Consider the following 15,902-nt stretch of genomic DNA (forward strand, 5'->3'; position numbering starts at 1 on the left):
TGCCAGTTTCGTGCCGGCCCGTGAGCGCCACGGGGCGGCTCGGGGTTGAGGCAGTTTGTCGCAGTGCCCCCAGGGGGCGGTTCAATTGTGCCGGGGCGCGGCGATCTTCGCGCCCCAGTCGCGGGCCTTGGCGCCCAGTCGTTCTTCGTCCAGGCGGGTCAGGCGGCCCTGGTCGAGCAACTGCTTGCCGCCGACCCAGACGTGCTTCACGCAGTCGCGACCGCTGGCATAGATCAGTTGCGACACCGGGTCGTAGATCGGCTGCTGGGCCAGCCCGGACAGATCGAAGGCGGCGAGGTCGGCGAACTTGCCGATTTCCAGCGAGCCGGTACAGTCGTCGATGCCCAGGGCGCGAGCACCGTTCAGGGTGGCCATGCGCAGCGCGCGATGGGCATCCAGGGCGGTGGCCGAAGCGGCCACGGCTTTCGCCAGCAGCGCGGCTGTGCGGGTCTCGCCGAGCAGGTCCAGGTCGTTATTGCTCGCCGCGCCGTCGGTGCCGACGGCAACGTTGACGCCGGCCTGCCAGAGCCGCTCGACCGGGCAGAAACCGCTGGCCAGCTTGAGGTTCGATTCGGGGCAGTGGATGACACTGCTGTTGCTTTCCACCAGCAGGGCCAGGTCGTCGTCGTTCACCTGGGTCATGTGCACGGCCTGGAAGCGCGGGCCGAGCAGGCCGAGGCGGGCCAGGCGTGCCAGCGGACGCTCGCCGTTCTGGCCGAGGGCCTGCTGCACCTCGAAGGCGGTCTCCTGCACGTGCATATGGATGTTGGCATCCAACTGGTCGGCCAGCATGCGCACGTTTTCCAGCTTGTCGTCGCTGACCGAGTAGGGCGCGTGCGGGCCGAAGGCCACCTTGATACGGGAGTGGTGCTTGAGGTCGTCGAACAGCGCCACGCCCTTGCGCAGCGCTTCGGCGGCATCGCGAGCGCCGGGCGTCGGAAAATCGAGGACGGGAATGCAGATCTGTGCCCGAATGCCGTTCTTGTGGACCAGCTCGCTGGCGACTTCCGGATAGAAGTACATATCGGAGAAACAGGTGATGCCACCCTTGAGCTGTTCGGCAATGGCCAGCTCGGTGCCGTCGCGGACGAACGCCTCGTCCACCCAGCGGGCTTCGGCCGGCCAGATGTGCTGTTCCAGCCAGGTCATCAATGGCAGGTCGTCGGCCAAGCCGCGGAACAGCGTCATCGCGGCGTGCCCGTGAGCGTTGATCAGGCCGGGAGCGAGCAGCATTCCGGGCAATTCGCGTACATCATTGCAAGCATGCCGGAGCGCCTCGGCGCGGGGGGCAATCAGGGCAATGCGGCCGTCGCGGATGCCCAGTGCATGCTCCTGGAGGACGACGCCGGCGGGTTCGACCGGCACCAGCCAGGTCGGCAGGAGCAGGAGGTCGAGCGGGGCGGCGGGGTCATGCATGGCAGGCGTCCTTGGGCGGTCGTCGAAGATGCCGCAGTATACCCGAGCACCCCGGCGGGCGGCTCGCTATAATCCCCGCTTTTTCGTTTCAGGATACGAGGTGTAGCCATGCGCGAGCGATTGCTGGCAGCGGAGAAGGTCAAGGCCATTGAGTGGCGGGATGGCAGGCTGCATCTGCTGGATCAGCGTCTGTTGCCGTCCGAGGAGCGCTGGCTGGCCTACGACTCCGCCGAGGCCGTGGCCGGGGCGATTCGCAGCATGGCGGTCCGCGGGGCTCCGGCCATTGGCATCAGTGCCGCCTACGGCGTGGTGCTGGGTCTGCGTGCCCGGCTCGCGGAGGGGGGCGATTGGCGTGCTGCGCTGGAGAGCGATTTCGACGTCTTGGCGGCTTCCCGGCCCACGGCGGTCAACCTGTTCTGGGCGCTGAACCGCATGCGCGAACGACTGGAGCGACTCAAGGAAGGCGAAACCCCGTTGGCGGCGCTGGAAGCCGAGGCCGAGGCTATTCACCTGAGCGACCGTGAAGCCAACCTGACCATGGCCCAGCTCGGCGTCGAGCTGATTCGCCGGGTCGGTTCGCGGCCGCAGGCGCTGCTGACCCATTGCAATACCGGTGCCCTGGCGACGGGGGGCTTCGGTACCGCCCTTGGCGTGATCCGGGCGGCGAACCTGGAGGGGCTGGTCGAGCGCGTCTACGCGGACGAAACCCGTCCCTGGTTGCAAGGCTCGCGCCTGACCGCCTGGGAGCTGGCCAACGAAGGCATCCCGGTAAGCCTGAACGTCGATTCGGCCGCGGCTCATATCATGAAGACCAAGGGCATCACCTGGGTCATCGTCGGTGCCGACCGCATCACGGCGAACGGCGACGTGGCCAACAAGATCGGCACCTATCAACTGGCGGTCAACGCCATGCACCACGGCGTGCGCTTCATGGTGGTGGCGCCTAGTTCGACCATCGACATGGCCTTGGAAACCGGCGACGACATCCCGATAGAGGAGCGTGACGGCAGCGAGTTGCTGGAGCTGGGCGGCAAGCGCGTGGCGGCGGATGTCGAGGCGTTCAATCCGGTCTTCGATGTGACGCCGGCCGATCTGATCGATGCCATCGTGACCGAGAAGGGCATAGTGGAGCGCCCGGACGCGGCGAAAATGGCGCAGCTCATGTGTCGCAAGCGCCTCCACTGAGCCGGGCGGCGCGTCCGGCGGGGTAGGTGCGGGACGGCGACTGTGATAAGCTCCGGCAGTTTTCCGGGCGGCCTCGCATGGGCCGTCCGACTGCCCGAATCGTCGGCTTAACTCGTTGATTTGTCGTGAGTCGTTGTGGCCAGGTGCCACAGCGGCGCGCCTCGTGACATTCCAGGATGGATGCTCGGGGTTCATCAGAAAAAGGAACCAGGCTTCTCATGGGCGAACTGGCCAAAGAAATTCTCCCGGTCAATATCGAAGACGAGCTGAAACAGTCCTATCTCGATTACGCGATGAGCGTGATCGTAGGGCGTGCTCTGCCGGATGCGCGCGATGGCTTGAAGCCCGTGCACCGCCGCGTGCTCTACGCGATGAGCGAGCTCGGCAACGACTGGAACAAGCCCTACAAGAAATCCGCCCGTGTGGTCGGTGACGTGATCGGTAAATACCACCCGCATGGCGATACCGCGGTCTACGACACCATCGTGCGTATGGCCCAGCCGTTCTCCCTGCGCTACATGCTGGTGGACGGCCAGGGCAACTTCGGTTCGGTGGACGGCGACAACGCCGCAGCCATGCGATACACCGAAGTGCGCATGGCCAAGTTGGCCCACGAACTGCTGGCCGACCTGGACAAGGAAACCGTCGACTGGGTGCCGAACTACGACGGCACCGAGCAGATTCCGGCGGTCATGCCGACCAAGATTCCCAACCTGCTGGTCAATGGCTCCTCCGGTATCGCCGTGGGCATGGCCACCAACATCCCGCCGCACAACCTGGGCGAAGTGATCGATGGCTGCCTGGCGCTGATCGACAACCCGGAGCTGACGGTCGACGATCTGATGCGCTACATCCCGGGCCCGGACTTCCCCACCGCCGGCATCATCAATGGCCGCGCCGGGATCATCGAGGCCTATCGCACCGGCCGTGGCCGCATCTATATGCGTGCCCGCGCCGAGGTCGAGGACATCGACAAGACCGGCAATCGCCAGCAGATCGTCATCACCGAGCTGCCGTACCAACTGAACAAGGCGCGGCTGATCGAGAAGATCGCCGAGCTGGTGAAAGAGAAGAAGCTGGAAGGCATCACCGAGCTGCGCGACGAGTCCGACAAGGACGGCATGCGCGTGGTCATCGAGCTGCGCCGTGGCGAAGTGGCGGAGGTGGTGCTCAACAACCTCTACGCCCAGACCCAACTGCAGAGCGTGTTCGGTATCAACGTGGTGGCCTTGGTCGACGGTCAGCCGCGCACGCTGAACCTCAAGGACATGCTCGAAGTGTTCGTCCGCCACCGCCGCGAAGTGGTGACCCGGCGGACCGTCTACGAACTGCGTAAAGCGCGCGAACGCGGCCATATCCTCGAAGGCCAGGCCGTCGCCCTGTCGAACATCGATCCGGTGATCGAGCTGATCAAGACCTCTCCGACACCGGCCGAGGCCAAGGAGCGCCTGATCGCCACCGCCTGGGAATCCAGCGCCGTGGAAGCGATGGTGGAGCGTGCCGGCGCCGATGCCTGCCGACCGGAAGACCTCGATCCGCAGTATGGTCTGCGTGACGGCAAGTACTACCTGTCGCCGGAACAGGCCCAGGCGATCCTCGAACTGCGCCTGCATCGCCTGACTGGCCTGGAGCATGAAAAGCTGCTGGCCGAGTACCAGGAAATCCTGGTCCAGATCGGCGAGCTGATCCGCATCCTGACCAACCCCGTGCGCCTGATGGAAGTCATCCGCGAGGAGCTGGAGAAGGTCAAGGCAGAGTTCGGCGATGCACGCCGCACCGAGATCGTCGCCTCCCAGGTCGACTTGACCATCGCCGACCTGATCACTGAAGAAGATCGCGTCGTGACCATTTCGCACGGCGGCTACGCCAAGTCCCAGCCGCTGGCCGCCTACCAGGCGCAGCGCCGCGGCGGCAAGGGCAAGTCGGCCACCGGCGTGAAGGACGAGGACTACATCGAACACCTGCTGGTGGCCAACAGCCATGCGACTCTGCTGCTGTTCTCCAGCAAGGGTAAGGTCTACTGGCTGCGTACCTTCGAGATTCCGGAGGCGTCGCGCACCGCGCGCGGCCGTCCGCTGGTCAATCTGCTGCCGTTGGATGAGGGCGAACGCATCACTGCCATGCTGCAGATCGACCTGGAGGCGCTGCAGCAAAGCTCTGGTGCCGATGAGGACCTGGACGAAGCCGAAGGCGTGGTGATCGAGGGCGAAGCCGTCGAGGTGGTCGAGGCCGAAGAAATCGAAGAAGTCGAGGGCGAAACGCCTGAGCTGGTCGCCGAGCCGACGGGAGCTTACATCTTCATGGCAACCGCCTTCGGTACCGTGAAGAAAACCCCGCTGGTGCAGTTCAGCCGTCCGCGTAGCGCCGGTCTGATCGCGCTGAAGCTGGAAGAGGGTGACACCCTGATCGCTGCCGCCATCACCGACGGTGCCAAGGAAGTCATGCTGTTCTCTGACGCCGGCAAGGTGCTGCGTTTCGCCGAGAGCAAGGTACGCACCATGGGTCGTACCGCTCGTGGCGTGCGTGGCATGCGCCTGGGCAAGGGTCAGCAACTGATCTCTATGCTGATTCCCGAGTCCGGCGCGCAGATTCTCACCGCGTCCGAGCGTGGGTTCGGCAAGCGCACGGGCCTGGGCAAGTTCCCGCGTCGCGGTCGTGGTGGTCAGGGCGTCATCGCCATGGTCACCAGTGAGCGTAACGGCAAGTTGGTCGGCGCAATCCAAGTGCAGGATGGCGAGGAAATCATGCTGATTTCCGACCAGGGCACTCTGGTGCGTACCCGTGTCGACGAGGTGTCCAGCTCCGGTCGCAATACCCAGGGCGTGACCCTGATCAAACTCGCCAGCGACGAAAAACTGGTGGGCCTGGAGCGTGTGCAGGAGCCGTCGGTGGAAGAAGAGGCCGAGGAGATCGAGGCCGCGCTTTCCGATGACGTGCTTGAGAAGGAAATGCCGGTAGCCAGCTCGGAACCCAGCGAGGACGAGCTGTTGGGCGGTGGCGGCGATGTTCCCGCCGACGTCGTCCCGACCGACGACGAAGACTGAAGGGTAGGGGCGCGCCGATCCCGGCGTGCCTCTGTCAGGGGATGCCGATTGATCGGCGGATCGCTCGCCCTGCAAGGTGGGCAGGCAATGAATCGAGAGATAGAGCAGTGAGCAAACGCGCCTATAACTTCTGCGCTGGCCCGGCCGCGCTTCCCGAAGCCGTCCTGCAGCGTGCCCAGGCGGAACTCCTCGACTGGCAGGGCAAGGGCCTGTCGGTCATGGAGATGAGCCACCGTAGCGACGAGTACGTGGCCATCGCCGAGAAGGCCGAGCAAGACCTGCGCGATCTGCTGACCATCCCGTCGAACTACAAGGTGCTCTTTCTCCAGGGTGGCGCCAGCCAGCAGTTCGCCGAGATTCCCCTGAACCTGCTGCCGGAAGACGGCGTAGCCGACTATATCGACACCGGTATCTGGTCGCGCAAGAGCATCGAAGAGGCGCGCCGTTTCGGCAATATCAACGTCGCAGCGAGTGCCAAACCTTACGATTACTTCGCCATCCCTGGCCAGAACGAGTGGCAGCTCAGCAAGGATTCCGCCTACCTGCACTACGCCTCCAACGAAACCATCGGTGGCTTGCAGTTCGACTGGATTCCCGAGGTCGGCGACGTTCCGCTGGTGGTGGATATGTCCTCCGACATCCTGTCCCGTCCGCTGGACGTTTCCCGTTTCGGCCTGATCTACGCCGGTGCGCAGAAGAACATCGGCCCGTCCGGCCTGGTGGTCGTCATCGTTCGCGAAGACCTGCTCGGCCGTGCCCGGTCGATCTGCCCGACCATGCTCAACTACAAGATCGCCGCCGACAACGGTTCGATGTACAACACGCCGGCGACCTTCTCCTGGTATCTCTCCGGCCTTGTCTTCGAGTGGCTGAAGGAGCAGGGCGGCGTCGAGGCGATGGAACAACGCAACCGCGCGAAGAAGGAGTTGCTGTACGGCTTCATCGACCGCAGCGAGCTGTACACCAACCCCATCGCCGCCAATGCCCGCTCCTGGATGAACGTACCGTTCCGTTTGGCCGACGAGCGCCTGGACAAGCCCTTCCTCGCCGGCGCGGACGCCCGTGGCCTGCTGAACCTGAAAGGCCACCGTTCGGTAGGCGGCATGCGTGCCTCCATCTACAACGCCGTGGGCCTCGATGCGGTGGAGGCCCTGGTGGCGTACATGGCGGAGTTCGAGAAGGAGCACGGCTGATGAGCGAGAAAGACCAGCTCAATGCACTGCGTCTGCGCATTGACAGCCTGGACGAGAAAATCCTCGAGCTGATCAGCGAGCGTGCACGCTGCGCCCAGGACGTGGCGCGGGTGAAGATGCAATCGCTGCCCGAAGGCGAGAAGCCGGTGTTCTATCGTCCCGAACGCGAGGCCTGGGTGCTCAAGCACATCATGGAGCGCAACCAGGGGCCGCTGGACAACGAGGAAATGGCGCGGCTGTTCCGCGAAATCATGTCCTCCTGCCTGGCGCTTGAGCAGCCGCTCAAAGTCGCCTACCTCGGCCCGGAAGGCACTTTCTCCCAGGCTGCGGCGCTGAAGCACTTCGGACATGCGGTCATCAGCGTGCCGATGGCGGCGATCGACGAGGTGTTCCGCGAGGTCGCGGCCGGTGCGGTGAACTTCGGCGTGGTGCCGGTGGAGAACTCCACCGAAGGCGCCATCAACCACACCCTGGACAGCTTCCTCGAGCACGACATGGTGATCTGCGGCGAAGTCGAACTGCGGATTCACCACCACCTGCTGGTGGGCGAGACGACCAAGACCGACCGCATTACCCGCATCTACTCCCATGCCCAGTCCCTGGCTCAGTGCCGCAAATGGCTGGACGCGCATTACCCCAATGTCGAGCGGGTGGCGGTGTCGAGCAATGCCGATGCGGCCAAACGGGTGAAGAGCGAGTGGAACTCAGCCGCCATCGCAGGCGACATGGCCGCGAGCCTGTACGGGTTGACCAAGTTGGCCGAGAAGATCGAGGACCGTCCCGACAACTCCACGCGCTTCCTCATTATCGGTAGCCAGGAAGTGCCGCCGACCGGCGACGACAAGACCTCCATCATCGTCTCCATGCGCAACAAGCCGGGGGCGCTGCATGAGTTGCTGGTGCCGTTCCACAACAACGGCATCGATCTGACCCGCATCGAGACCCGCCCCTCCCGCAGCGGCAAGTGGACCTACGTCTTCTTCATCGATTTCGTCGGCCACCACAAGGATCCGCTGATCAAGGACGTGCTGGAAAAGATCAACCAGGAAGCCGTGGCGCTGAAAGTGCTGGGCTCCTATCCCAAAGCGGTACTTTAAAGGCAGCCGCAAGCTACAAGCTTCAAGCCACAAGCGGACCTGTCCCCGGCTTTTTCTTGCAGCTTGCCGCTTGAAGCTCGAGGCTTTGCTATGAGTTGCGACTTTCTGACCCTGGCCCAGCCAGGGGTGCAAAAGCTGTCCCCCTACGTACCGGGCAAGCCGGTGGACGAGTTGGCCCGGGAACTGGATCTGGACCCGGCGAAGATCGTCAAGCTCGCCAGCAACGAGAACCCCTTGGGGCCGAGCCCGAAGGCACTGGAGGCCATCCGTGCCGAACTCGCCGAGCTGACCCGCTACCCCGATGGCAACGGTTTCGAGCTCAAGCGTAAGCTCGCCGGGCGCTGCGGCGTCGCGCCGGCCCAAGTGACGCTGGGCAACGGCTCCAACGATATTCTCGAACTGGTGGCGCGTGCCTATCTGGCGCCCGGCCTCAATGCCGTGTTCAGCGAGCACGCGTTCGCCGTCTACCCGATCGCCACCCAGGCCGTCGGTGCCCAGGGCAAGGTCGTACCGGCCAAGGACTGGGGGCATGATCTCGACGCCATGCTGGCTGCCATCGACGACGATACCCGTGTCGTCTTCGTTGCGAATCCGAACAACCCGACGGGCACCTGGTTCGGCCCGCAGACGCTGGCCGACTTCCTGGCGCGAGTGCCCGAGCGTGTCCTGGTGGTGTTGGACGAGGCCTACATCGAATATGCCGAGGGCGATGAGCTGCCGGACGGGCTGGAGTATCTCTCCCGGCACGCCAACCTGCTGGTCTCCCGGACCTTCTCCAAGGCCTATGGCCTGGCTGCGCTCCGCGTCGGCTATGGCATCTCTTCGGCCGAGATCGCCGACGTGCTGAATCGCGTACGCCAGCCGTTCAATGTCAACAGCCTGGCGTTGGCTGCCGCGTGCGCGGCACTGGATGATGTTGCCTATCTCGCTGAGAGCCGCCGCCTCAACGATGCCGGCATGGCTCAACTGGAGGAAGGCTTTCGTAAGCTGGGGCTGGACTGGATTCCGTCCAAGGGCAACTTCATCGCCGTGAACATGGGGCGGGATGCTGCGCCGTTGTACCAGACGCTGCTCCGCGAAGGGGTGATCGTCCGGCCGGTCGGTGGCTACGGCATGCCCACCTACCTCCGTGTGTCCATTGGCCTGCCCGAAGAGAACCGGCGTTTCCTCGACGCGCTGAGCAAGGTGCTCGACCGTGCCTGATGTCATGCCGCTGCAACAGGCGGCCCCTATTCTCGGCCGCCTGGTGGTGGTGGGGTTGGGCCTGATCGGCGGCTCCTTCGCCAAGGGATTGCGGGAAAAAGGGCTGTTCCACGAAGTGATTGGTGTGGATCTCGATCCGGAATCCAGGCGCCTGGCGGTGGAGCTGGGCGTAGTGGATCGCTGCGAAACGGAGCTGGCTGCCGCCTGTCAGGGCGCGGATGTGATTCAGCTGGCGGTGCCTATTCTGGCCATGGAGAAGCTGCTGGCCCAGTTGGCCGGGCTGGAGCTGGGGAATGCCGTGCTGACGGATGTCGGCAGCGCCAAGGGCAATGTGGTGCGAGCGGCGCAGCAATCCTTCGGCGGCATGCCGGCTCGCTTCGTGCCCGGGCACCCCATTGCGGGCTCCGAACAGAGCGGCGTGGAGGCTGCCAAGAGCGGTCTGTTCCAGCGCCATAAGGTGATTCTCACACCGCTGGCCTCGACCGATACCGATGCGCTGGCCCTGGTGGATCGGCTCTGGCGCGAACTGGGCGCCGATGTCGAGCACATGGAGGTAGGCCATCACGATGCGGTCCTCGCTGCGACCAGTCACTTGCCGCACCTGTTGGCTTTCACGCTGGTGGATTCGCTGGCCAAGCGCAACGAAAACCTGGAGATATTCCGCTATGCGGCGGGCGGTTTCCGGGACTTCACCCGGATTGCCGGTAGCGACCCGGTGATGTGGCACGACATCTTCCTCGCCAACCGCGAGGCGGTGTTGCGGACATTGGACGATTTTCGCGGCGACCTCGATGCCTTGCGTGCGGCGGTCGACGCTGGGGACGGGCATCAATTGCTGGGCGTGTTCACCCGCGCCCGCGTTGCCCGCGAGCATTTCAGTAAAATTTTGGCCCGCAGGGCCTACGTGGATGCCATGAACTCGAATAACGATCTGATCTTCCTCGCCAATCCTGGTGGTCGGCTGTCCGGCCGCATTCGCGTGCCGGGCGACAAGTCCATTTCCCACCGCTCCATCATGCTCGGCTCCCTGGCCGAAGGCACCACCGAGGTGGAAGGTTTCCTCGAGGGCGAGGATGCCCTGGCGACTCTGCAGGCATTCCGCGACATGGGTGTGGTGATCGAAGGCCCGCATCACGGTCGCGTGACCATTCACGGTGTCGGCCTGCACGGCCTGAAGCCGCCGCCCGGCCCGCTGTACCTGGGCAACTCGGGCACTTCCATGCGTTTGCTGTCCGGCCTGTTGGCAGCCCAGCCGTTCGATACCGTGCTGACCGGCGACGCGTCGCTGTCCAAGCGTCCGATGAACCGTGTCGCCAAGCCGCTGCGTGCCATGGGTGCGGTGATCGAGACCGGTCCGGAAGGGCGACCGCCGCTGACCATTCGCGGTGGCCAGCGTCTGACCGGTATGCATTACGACATGCCGATGGCCAGCGCCCAGGTGAAGTCCTGCCTGCTGCTCGCCGGCCTGTATGCCGCGGGCGAGACCTCGGTGACCGAGCCGGCGCCGACCCGCGACCACACCGAACGCATGCTGCGGGGCTTCGGCTACCCGGTGACCGTCGATGGCGCCACCGCACGCGTCGAGTCCGGTCATAAGCTGAGCGCGACTCACATCGAAGTGCCGGCGGACATTTCCTCGGCAGCGTTCTTCCTTGTCGCCGCCAGCATCGCCGAGGGCTCCGAACTGGTGCTCGAGCACGTCGGTATCAACCCGACCCGTATCGGCGTCATCGAGATTCTTCGTCTCATGGGCGGCGATATCACCCTGGAGAATCAGCGTGAGGTCGGTGGCGAGCCTGTCGCCGATATTCGTGTGCGTGCGGCCAGGCTCAAAGGTATCGATATCCCGGAAAGCCTGGTCCCGCTGGCCATCGACGAATTCCCGGTGCTTTTCATCGCGGCCGCCTATGCCGAGGGCCGTACCGTGCTGCGTGGCGCGGAGGAGTTGCGGGTCAAGGAATCCGACCGTATCCAGGTCATGGCCGACGGCTTGCAGACGCTTGGCGTCAAGGCCGAACCAACACCGGACGGCATCGTCATCGAAGGCGGGCCGATTGGCGGGGGCGAAGTACACAGCCACGGCGACCACCGTATCGCCATGTCCTTCAGCGTGGCGTCTCTGCGCGCCAGCGCGCCGATCCGCATCCATGACTGCGCCAACGTCGCCACATCCTTCCCGAACTTCCTTGGCCTGGCGGCCCAGGCAGGCATTCGCGTAAGCGAGGAGGGCAAGTCATGACCGCACGGGTGCCGGTAATCGCCATCGATGGTCCCAGTGGTTCGGGCAAAGGTACGATCGCCGGCCTGCTCGCCAGGAAGCTGGGCTGGAGCCTGCTGGACTCCGGCGCGCTCTATCGTCTGTTGGCCTTCGCCGCGCGTAACCATGGCGTTGACCTCACCAACGAGGAGGCCTTGAAAGTCCTGGCTGCGCATCTCGACGTGCAATTCATTGCGGCGTCGGGCGGTCACGGCCAGCGCATCATCCTCGAAGGCGAAGAAGTGACCGACGTCATTCGCAATGAGCAGGTCGGCGCCGGAGCCTCGCAGGTGGCGTCCCTGCCGGCGGTGCGCGAGGCCCTGCTGCAGCGCCAGCGCGCTTTTCTCGAGGCCCCGGGTCTGGTAGCCGATGGCCGGGACATGGGTACCGTGGTGTTTCCCGATGCACCCTTGAAGATTTTCCTGACCGCCAGTGCAGAAGAACGGGCCCGCCGACGCTATCTGCAGTTGAAGGAAAAGGGGGATGATGTTAGTCTGAGTAGTCTGCTGGAAGAGATTCGGGCGCGCGACGAGCGCGATACTCAGCGAGCGGTCGCCCCGCTCAAACCGGCGTCTGACGCCATACAGCTGGATTCCACGGAGCTCTCCATCGAGCAGGTACTGGAGCGTATCCTGAGCGAAGTCGCCAACCGCGACCTTGCCGGGTGAACCAGGGGCCAAGTGGCCAACAAGGAGGCGTGCGGGAGACCAGTCCAAGTCCCGCAGGCCTCTTTTTACATGAACGAACCCACATTGTCTGGAATGTGGCTTTGGGCGAGATCCTTCGCCCTTGATCACACAGGAACCAACATGAGCGAAAGCTTTGCAGAACTTTTTGAAGAAAGCCTGAAATCCCTCGACATGCAGCCGGGTGCCATCATCACCGGCATCGTGGTCGACATCGACGGTGACTGGGTCACCGTGCATGCCGGCCTCAAGTCCGAGGGCGTCATCCCGGTCGAGCAGTTCTACAACGAACAGGGCGAGCTGACCATCAAGGTGGGTGACGAGGTCCACGTCGCTCTGGACGCGGTTGAAGACGGCTTCGGTGAAACCAAGCTGTCCCGCGAAAAAGCCAAGCGCGCGGAATCCTGGATTGTTCTGGAAGCGGCTTTCTCCGCCGAAGAAGTGGTCAAGGGTGTTATCAACGGCAAGGTCAAGGGCGGCTTCACCGTCGATATCAACGGTATCCGTGCGTTCCTGCCGGGTTCCCTGGTCGACGTCCGTCCGGTGCGCGACACTGCTCACCTGGAAGGCAAAGAGCTCGAGTTCAAGGTCATCAAGCTCGACCAGAAGCGCAACAACGTCGTCGTTTCCCGCCGCAGCGTGTTGGAAGCCGAGAACAGCGCCGAGCGCGAAGCCCTGCTGGAATCCCTGCAGGAAGGCCAGCAGGTCAAGGGTATCGTCAAGAACCTCACCGACTACGGTGCGTTCGTTGATCTGGGCGGCGTAGACGGCCTGCTGCACATCACCGACATGGCCTGGAAGCGCATCAAGCATCCGTCCGAAATCGTCAATGTTGGCGACGAGATCGACGTCAAGGTCCTGAAGTTCGACCGCGAGCGCAACCGCGTCTCCCTGGGTCTGAAGCAGCTGGGCGAAGATCCGTGGGTCGCCATCAAGGCTCGTTATCCGGAAGGCACCCGCGTCATGGCCCGCGTCACCAACCTCACCGACTACGGCTGCTTCGCCGAGTTGGAAGAGGGTGTGGAAGGCCTGGTGCACGTCTCCGAAATGGACTGGACCAACAAGAATATCCATCCGTCCAAGGTCGTACAGGTCGGCGACGAAGTGGAAGTCATGGTTCTGGACATCGACGAAGAGCGTCGTCGTATTTCCCTGGGCATCAAGCAGTGCAAGTCCAACCCGTGGGAAGACTTCTCCAGCCAGTTCAACAAGGGCGACCGTATCTCCGGCACCATCAAGTCGATCACCGATTTCGGTATCTTCATCGGTCTGGACGGCGGCATCGACGGTCTGGTTCACCTGTCCGACATTTCCTGGAACGAGCCGGGTGAAGAAGCCGTACGTCGCTTCAAGAAGGGCGACGAACTGGAAACCGTCATCCTGTCGGTCGATCCGGAGCGTGAGCGCATTTCCCTGGGCATCAAGCAGCTGGAAGACGATCCGTTCTCCAACTACGCCTCGCTCAACGAGAAAGGCAGCATCGTTCGCGGTACCGTCAAGGAAGTCGACGCCAAGGGCGCTGTGATCGATCTGGGCAACGATATCGAAGGCATCCTGAAAGCTTCCGAAATCAGCCGCGACCGCGTGGAAGACGCGCGTAACGTGCTGAAGGAAGGCGACGAAGTCGAAGCCAAGATCATCAGCATCGACCGTAAGAGCCGCGTGATCAGCCTGTCCGTCAAGTCGAAGGACGTGGATGACGAGAAGGATGCGATCAAGGAACTGCGCAAGCAGGAAACCGAGAGCACCGGTCCGACCACCATCGGTGATCTGATCCGTGCGCAAATGGAGAATCAGGGCTAATCCCCTCGATGCTTCGGAAAAAGGGCGACTTCGGTCGCCCTTTTTCATACCCACCGAAAAAGGCTGAGTCTGCTGTAGCGCAGAACTGCCGTGGCCTTACGCTCCATCCTTCCGACCGCTCGGTTCCCTCCGTTTGCCGCCTCTTGACAATGAGACTGTTCAAACTCTGGCGAGCATGCTAAAACCACCCTACTAGTGATCTAGCCGCTTGAAAAAGAAGGGAAAACCATGACCAAGTCGGAGTTGATCGAACGCATCGTTTCCCATCAGGGGCTGCTGTCATCGAAGGATGTCGAGCTGGCCATCAAGACCATGCTGGAGCAAATGTCCCAGGCATTGGCGACAGGCGATCGCATCGAGATTCGCGGCTTCGGCAGCTTTTCACTGCACTACCGTGCGCCACGGGTGGGTCGCAATCCCAAGACTGGCCAATCGGTGCGGCTCGATGGCAAGTACGTCCCGCATTTCAAGCCGGGCAAGGAATTGCGTGACCGGGTGAACGAGGAGTGAGGTCCGGCAGGGCTTCCTCCTCCGCTGGAAAAAGGATTACACGGTGAAAACCCTCAAGCGTTTCTTGGTTCTGGCTGGCTGCGTCATTCTGGCGGTTGCCGTTCTGGTATTCGTGCTGGAGAACCAGACGCCTGTTGACCTGGTCATTTTTGGATGGCCGATGCCAGCATTGCCGGTTGCCGGCTACATGGCCGCTGCGTTCCTGGTTGGGATGCTGATTGGTCCGCTCATTAGCTGGTTCTTCTATGGCCGTCTTCGGCTGAAAGTCGCATCGCAGCAGCGCGAGTTGGATGCCTGCCGCCGGCGCTTGGCCGATCTCGATAGCGCACAGGCTCCGGCCCGGCTTTGATCGATAGTCTCTTCTGGCTGATCCTTTTCTTCCTCGCACTGGCGCTCGGCTGGGGGTTGGGGCGGTCGGGTTTTTCCTGGCCTTCCCGATCCCGTGGTTCCGTTAGGCCCATCCCTTCCTACCCCTACGTTCCGCTGTTGGACGAACAGTCGGACGAAGCGCTCCAGCGATTCATTCGCGCCCTTGAAATCAATGACAGTACGCTCGATGCGCATTTGGCCGTGGGACGGCTGTTGCGCAAGCGTGGCGAGGTCGACAAAGCCATTCAATTGCATGAGGGGATGCTTGCGAACCGGCAGCTCACTGATGTGCAGGCCGTCCAGGTGCGTCTGGAGCTGGGCCAGGATTTCTTGGCGGCTGGCGTGCTTTCGCGCGCCGAGACGTTATTTCTTGAGTTGGCGGAGGAGAAGGCTGTCAGTCTCTCCGCCCTCAAGGGGCTGTTGCGAATATACGAGCAAGAGCGCGAATGGCCAAAGGGGGTAGAGGTCTGTGAGCGCCTGATTACGGAAGACGATTACTACCGTTCGGTCCTGGCTCATTATTACTGCGAGCTGGCCGAGCAGGACATGCGTCGTGGTCGCCCGAAGGATGCGCTCGGCTATCTGGATCAGGCGCTACAGGCCGATTCGAGCTGTCTGCGCGCTTTTCTATTGCAGGCCAGGTTGTTTTCAAGGGCGGAGCGTCATGCCGACGCTTTTTCGGCGCTGATCCAGGCCTGCAAGCTCCAGCCGGCTGTCGTGGGAAGTGTGGGGAGTGATGTCCTCGAGGCGGCGGAGAGGAATGGTGCAAACCTTGAGGGCGCTCTCCGGGCGGTCATCGGGGAGGGTCGTGGGCTACCCGTAACCGCAGCCGTCCTGGTGCTCGCACGGCAGATCGCCCAGCGCTCTACCTCCGAGGCGCTTCGTTTCGTCCAAGAGCATCTTCGTGCGCATCCTTCCTTGCTCGCGCTAAAAGGCTGGGTGGAGCTCTGCCAGATCTGCGGCGACTCGGAGAAAGCCGCTATGGCGGACATCGAGGGGGCGCTCGATAAGCTTTTGCTCGCAGATGTTCGCTACCGCTGCGAGCGTTGTGGGTTCGCGGGAAAGCTGCTGCATTGGCAGTGCCCCGCCTGCCATGGCTGGGGGGTAGTCAAGCCGTTGTACTGAAGGGAGGGGCTATT

The 15,902-nt window shown here is 63.2% G+C and carries 12 protein-coding genes; 11 read left to right on the forward strand and 1 reads right to left on the reverse strand.

Annotated elements, in window-relative coordinates; translation table 11 throughout:
- Positions 1-81 precede the first annotated feature (81 nt).
- Positions 82-1,416, reverse strand: a complete 1,335-nt coding sequence (locus tag BZL41_RS21375) for a TRZ/ATZ family hydrolase (RefSeq protein WP_095601135.1) — start codon at positions 1,414-1,416, stop codon at positions 82-84.
- Positions 1,417-1,524: 108 nt separating this feature from the next.
- Here BZL41_RS21375 and mtnA point away from each other — a divergent pair, with 108 nt between their 5' ends.
- The 11 genes from mtnA (at position 1,525) to BZL41_RS21430 (ending at position 15,888) form a co-directional block, all read left to right on the forward strand.
- Positions 1,525-2,601: an S-methyl-5-thioribose-1-phosphate isomerase gene (mtnA, locus tag BZL41_RS21380; protein WP_095601136.1), complete on the forward strand. Its 1,077-nt coding sequence runs from the start codon at positions 1,525-1,527 to the stop codon at positions 2,599-2,601.
- A gap of 218 nt (positions 2,602-2,819) precedes the next feature.
- Positions 2,820-5,645 (forward strand): DNA gyrase subunit A, encoded by a 2,826-nt coding sequence (gene gyrA, locus BZL41_RS21385; RefSeq protein ID WP_095601137.1) that lies wholly within the window; start codon positions 2,820-2,822, stop codon positions 5,643-5,645.
- A gap of 107 nt (positions 5,646-5,752) precedes the next feature.
- The gene (serC, locus tag BZL41_RS21390; protein WP_095601138.1) at positions 5,753-6,838 is read left to right on the forward strand and encodes a 3-phosphoserine/phosphohydroxythreonine transaminase; all 1,086 of its coding nucleotides are present in this window, start codon (positions 5,753-5,755) and stop codon (positions 6,836-6,838) included.
- Complete coding sequence (gene pheA, locus BZL41_RS21395) at positions 6,838-7,935, forward strand: prephenate dehydratase (protein ID WP_084334330.1); 1,098 nt, start codon at positions 6,838-6,840, stop codon at positions 7,933-7,935. Before serC ends, pheA begins: the two co-directional genes overlap by 1 nt.
- A 90-nt stretch (positions 7,936-8,025) precedes the next feature.
- The gene (gene hisC / locus BZL41_RS21400; RefSeq protein ID WP_095601139.1) at positions 8,026-9,138 is read left to right on the forward strand and encodes a histidinol-phosphate transaminase; all 1,113 of its coding nucleotides are present in this window, start codon (positions 8,026-8,028) and stop codon (positions 9,136-9,138) included.
- Entirely contained in the window at positions 9,131-11,377 is a 2,247-nt protein-coding gene (locus tag BZL41_RS21405) for a bifunctional prephenate dehydrogenase/3-phosphoshikimate 1-carboxyvinyltransferase (protein ID WP_095601140.1), read from the forward strand. The genes hisC and BZL41_RS21405 overlap by 8 nt, the downstream gene beginning before the upstream one ends.
- Positions 11,374-12,063 (forward strand): (d)CMP kinase, encoded by a 690-nt coding sequence (gene cmk, locus BZL41_RS21410; protein WP_095601141.1) that lies wholly within the window; start codon positions 11,374-11,376, stop codon positions 12,061-12,063. Before BZL41_RS21405 ends, cmk begins: the two co-directional genes overlap by 4 nt.
- Positions 12,064-12,204: 141 nt before the next feature.
- Positions 12,205-13,884: a 30S ribosomal protein S1 gene (gene rpsA, locus BZL41_RS21415; protein WP_095601142.1), complete on the forward strand. Its 1,680-nt coding sequence runs from the start codon at positions 12,205-12,207 to the stop codon at positions 13,882-13,884.
- Positions 13,885-14,112: 228 nt separating this feature from the next.
- Positions 14,113-14,394, forward strand: coding sequence for an integration host factor subunit beta (gene ihfB, locus BZL41_RS21420; RefSeq protein ID WP_084334321.1), 282 nt, complete (start codon positions 14,113-14,115; stop codon positions 14,392-14,394).
- Positions 14,395-14,437: 43 nt separating this feature from the next.
- On the forward strand, positions 14,438-14,743 hold the full coding sequence (locus BZL41_RS21425) for a lipopolysaccharide assembly protein LapA domain-containing protein (protein WP_095601143.1): 306 nt from the start codon (positions 14,438-14,440) through the stop codon (positions 14,741-14,743).
- Between the two features lie 137 nt (positions 14,744-14,880).
- Positions 14,881-15,888 carry a tetratricopeptide repeat protein gene (locus BZL41_RS21430; RefSeq protein ID WP_168191048.1) on the forward strand — a complete coding sequence of 336 codons (1,008 nt, stop codon included), beginning with the start codon at positions 14,881-14,883 and terminating at the stop codon, positions 15,886-15,888.
- Positions 15,889-15,902: the final 14 nt, after the last annotated feature.

Source organism: Pseudomonas sp. PIC25, assembly GCF_002286785.1.
Classification (GTDB): Bacteria; Pseudomonadota; Gammaproteobacteria; order Pseudomonadales; family Pseudomonadaceae; genus Pseudomonas_M.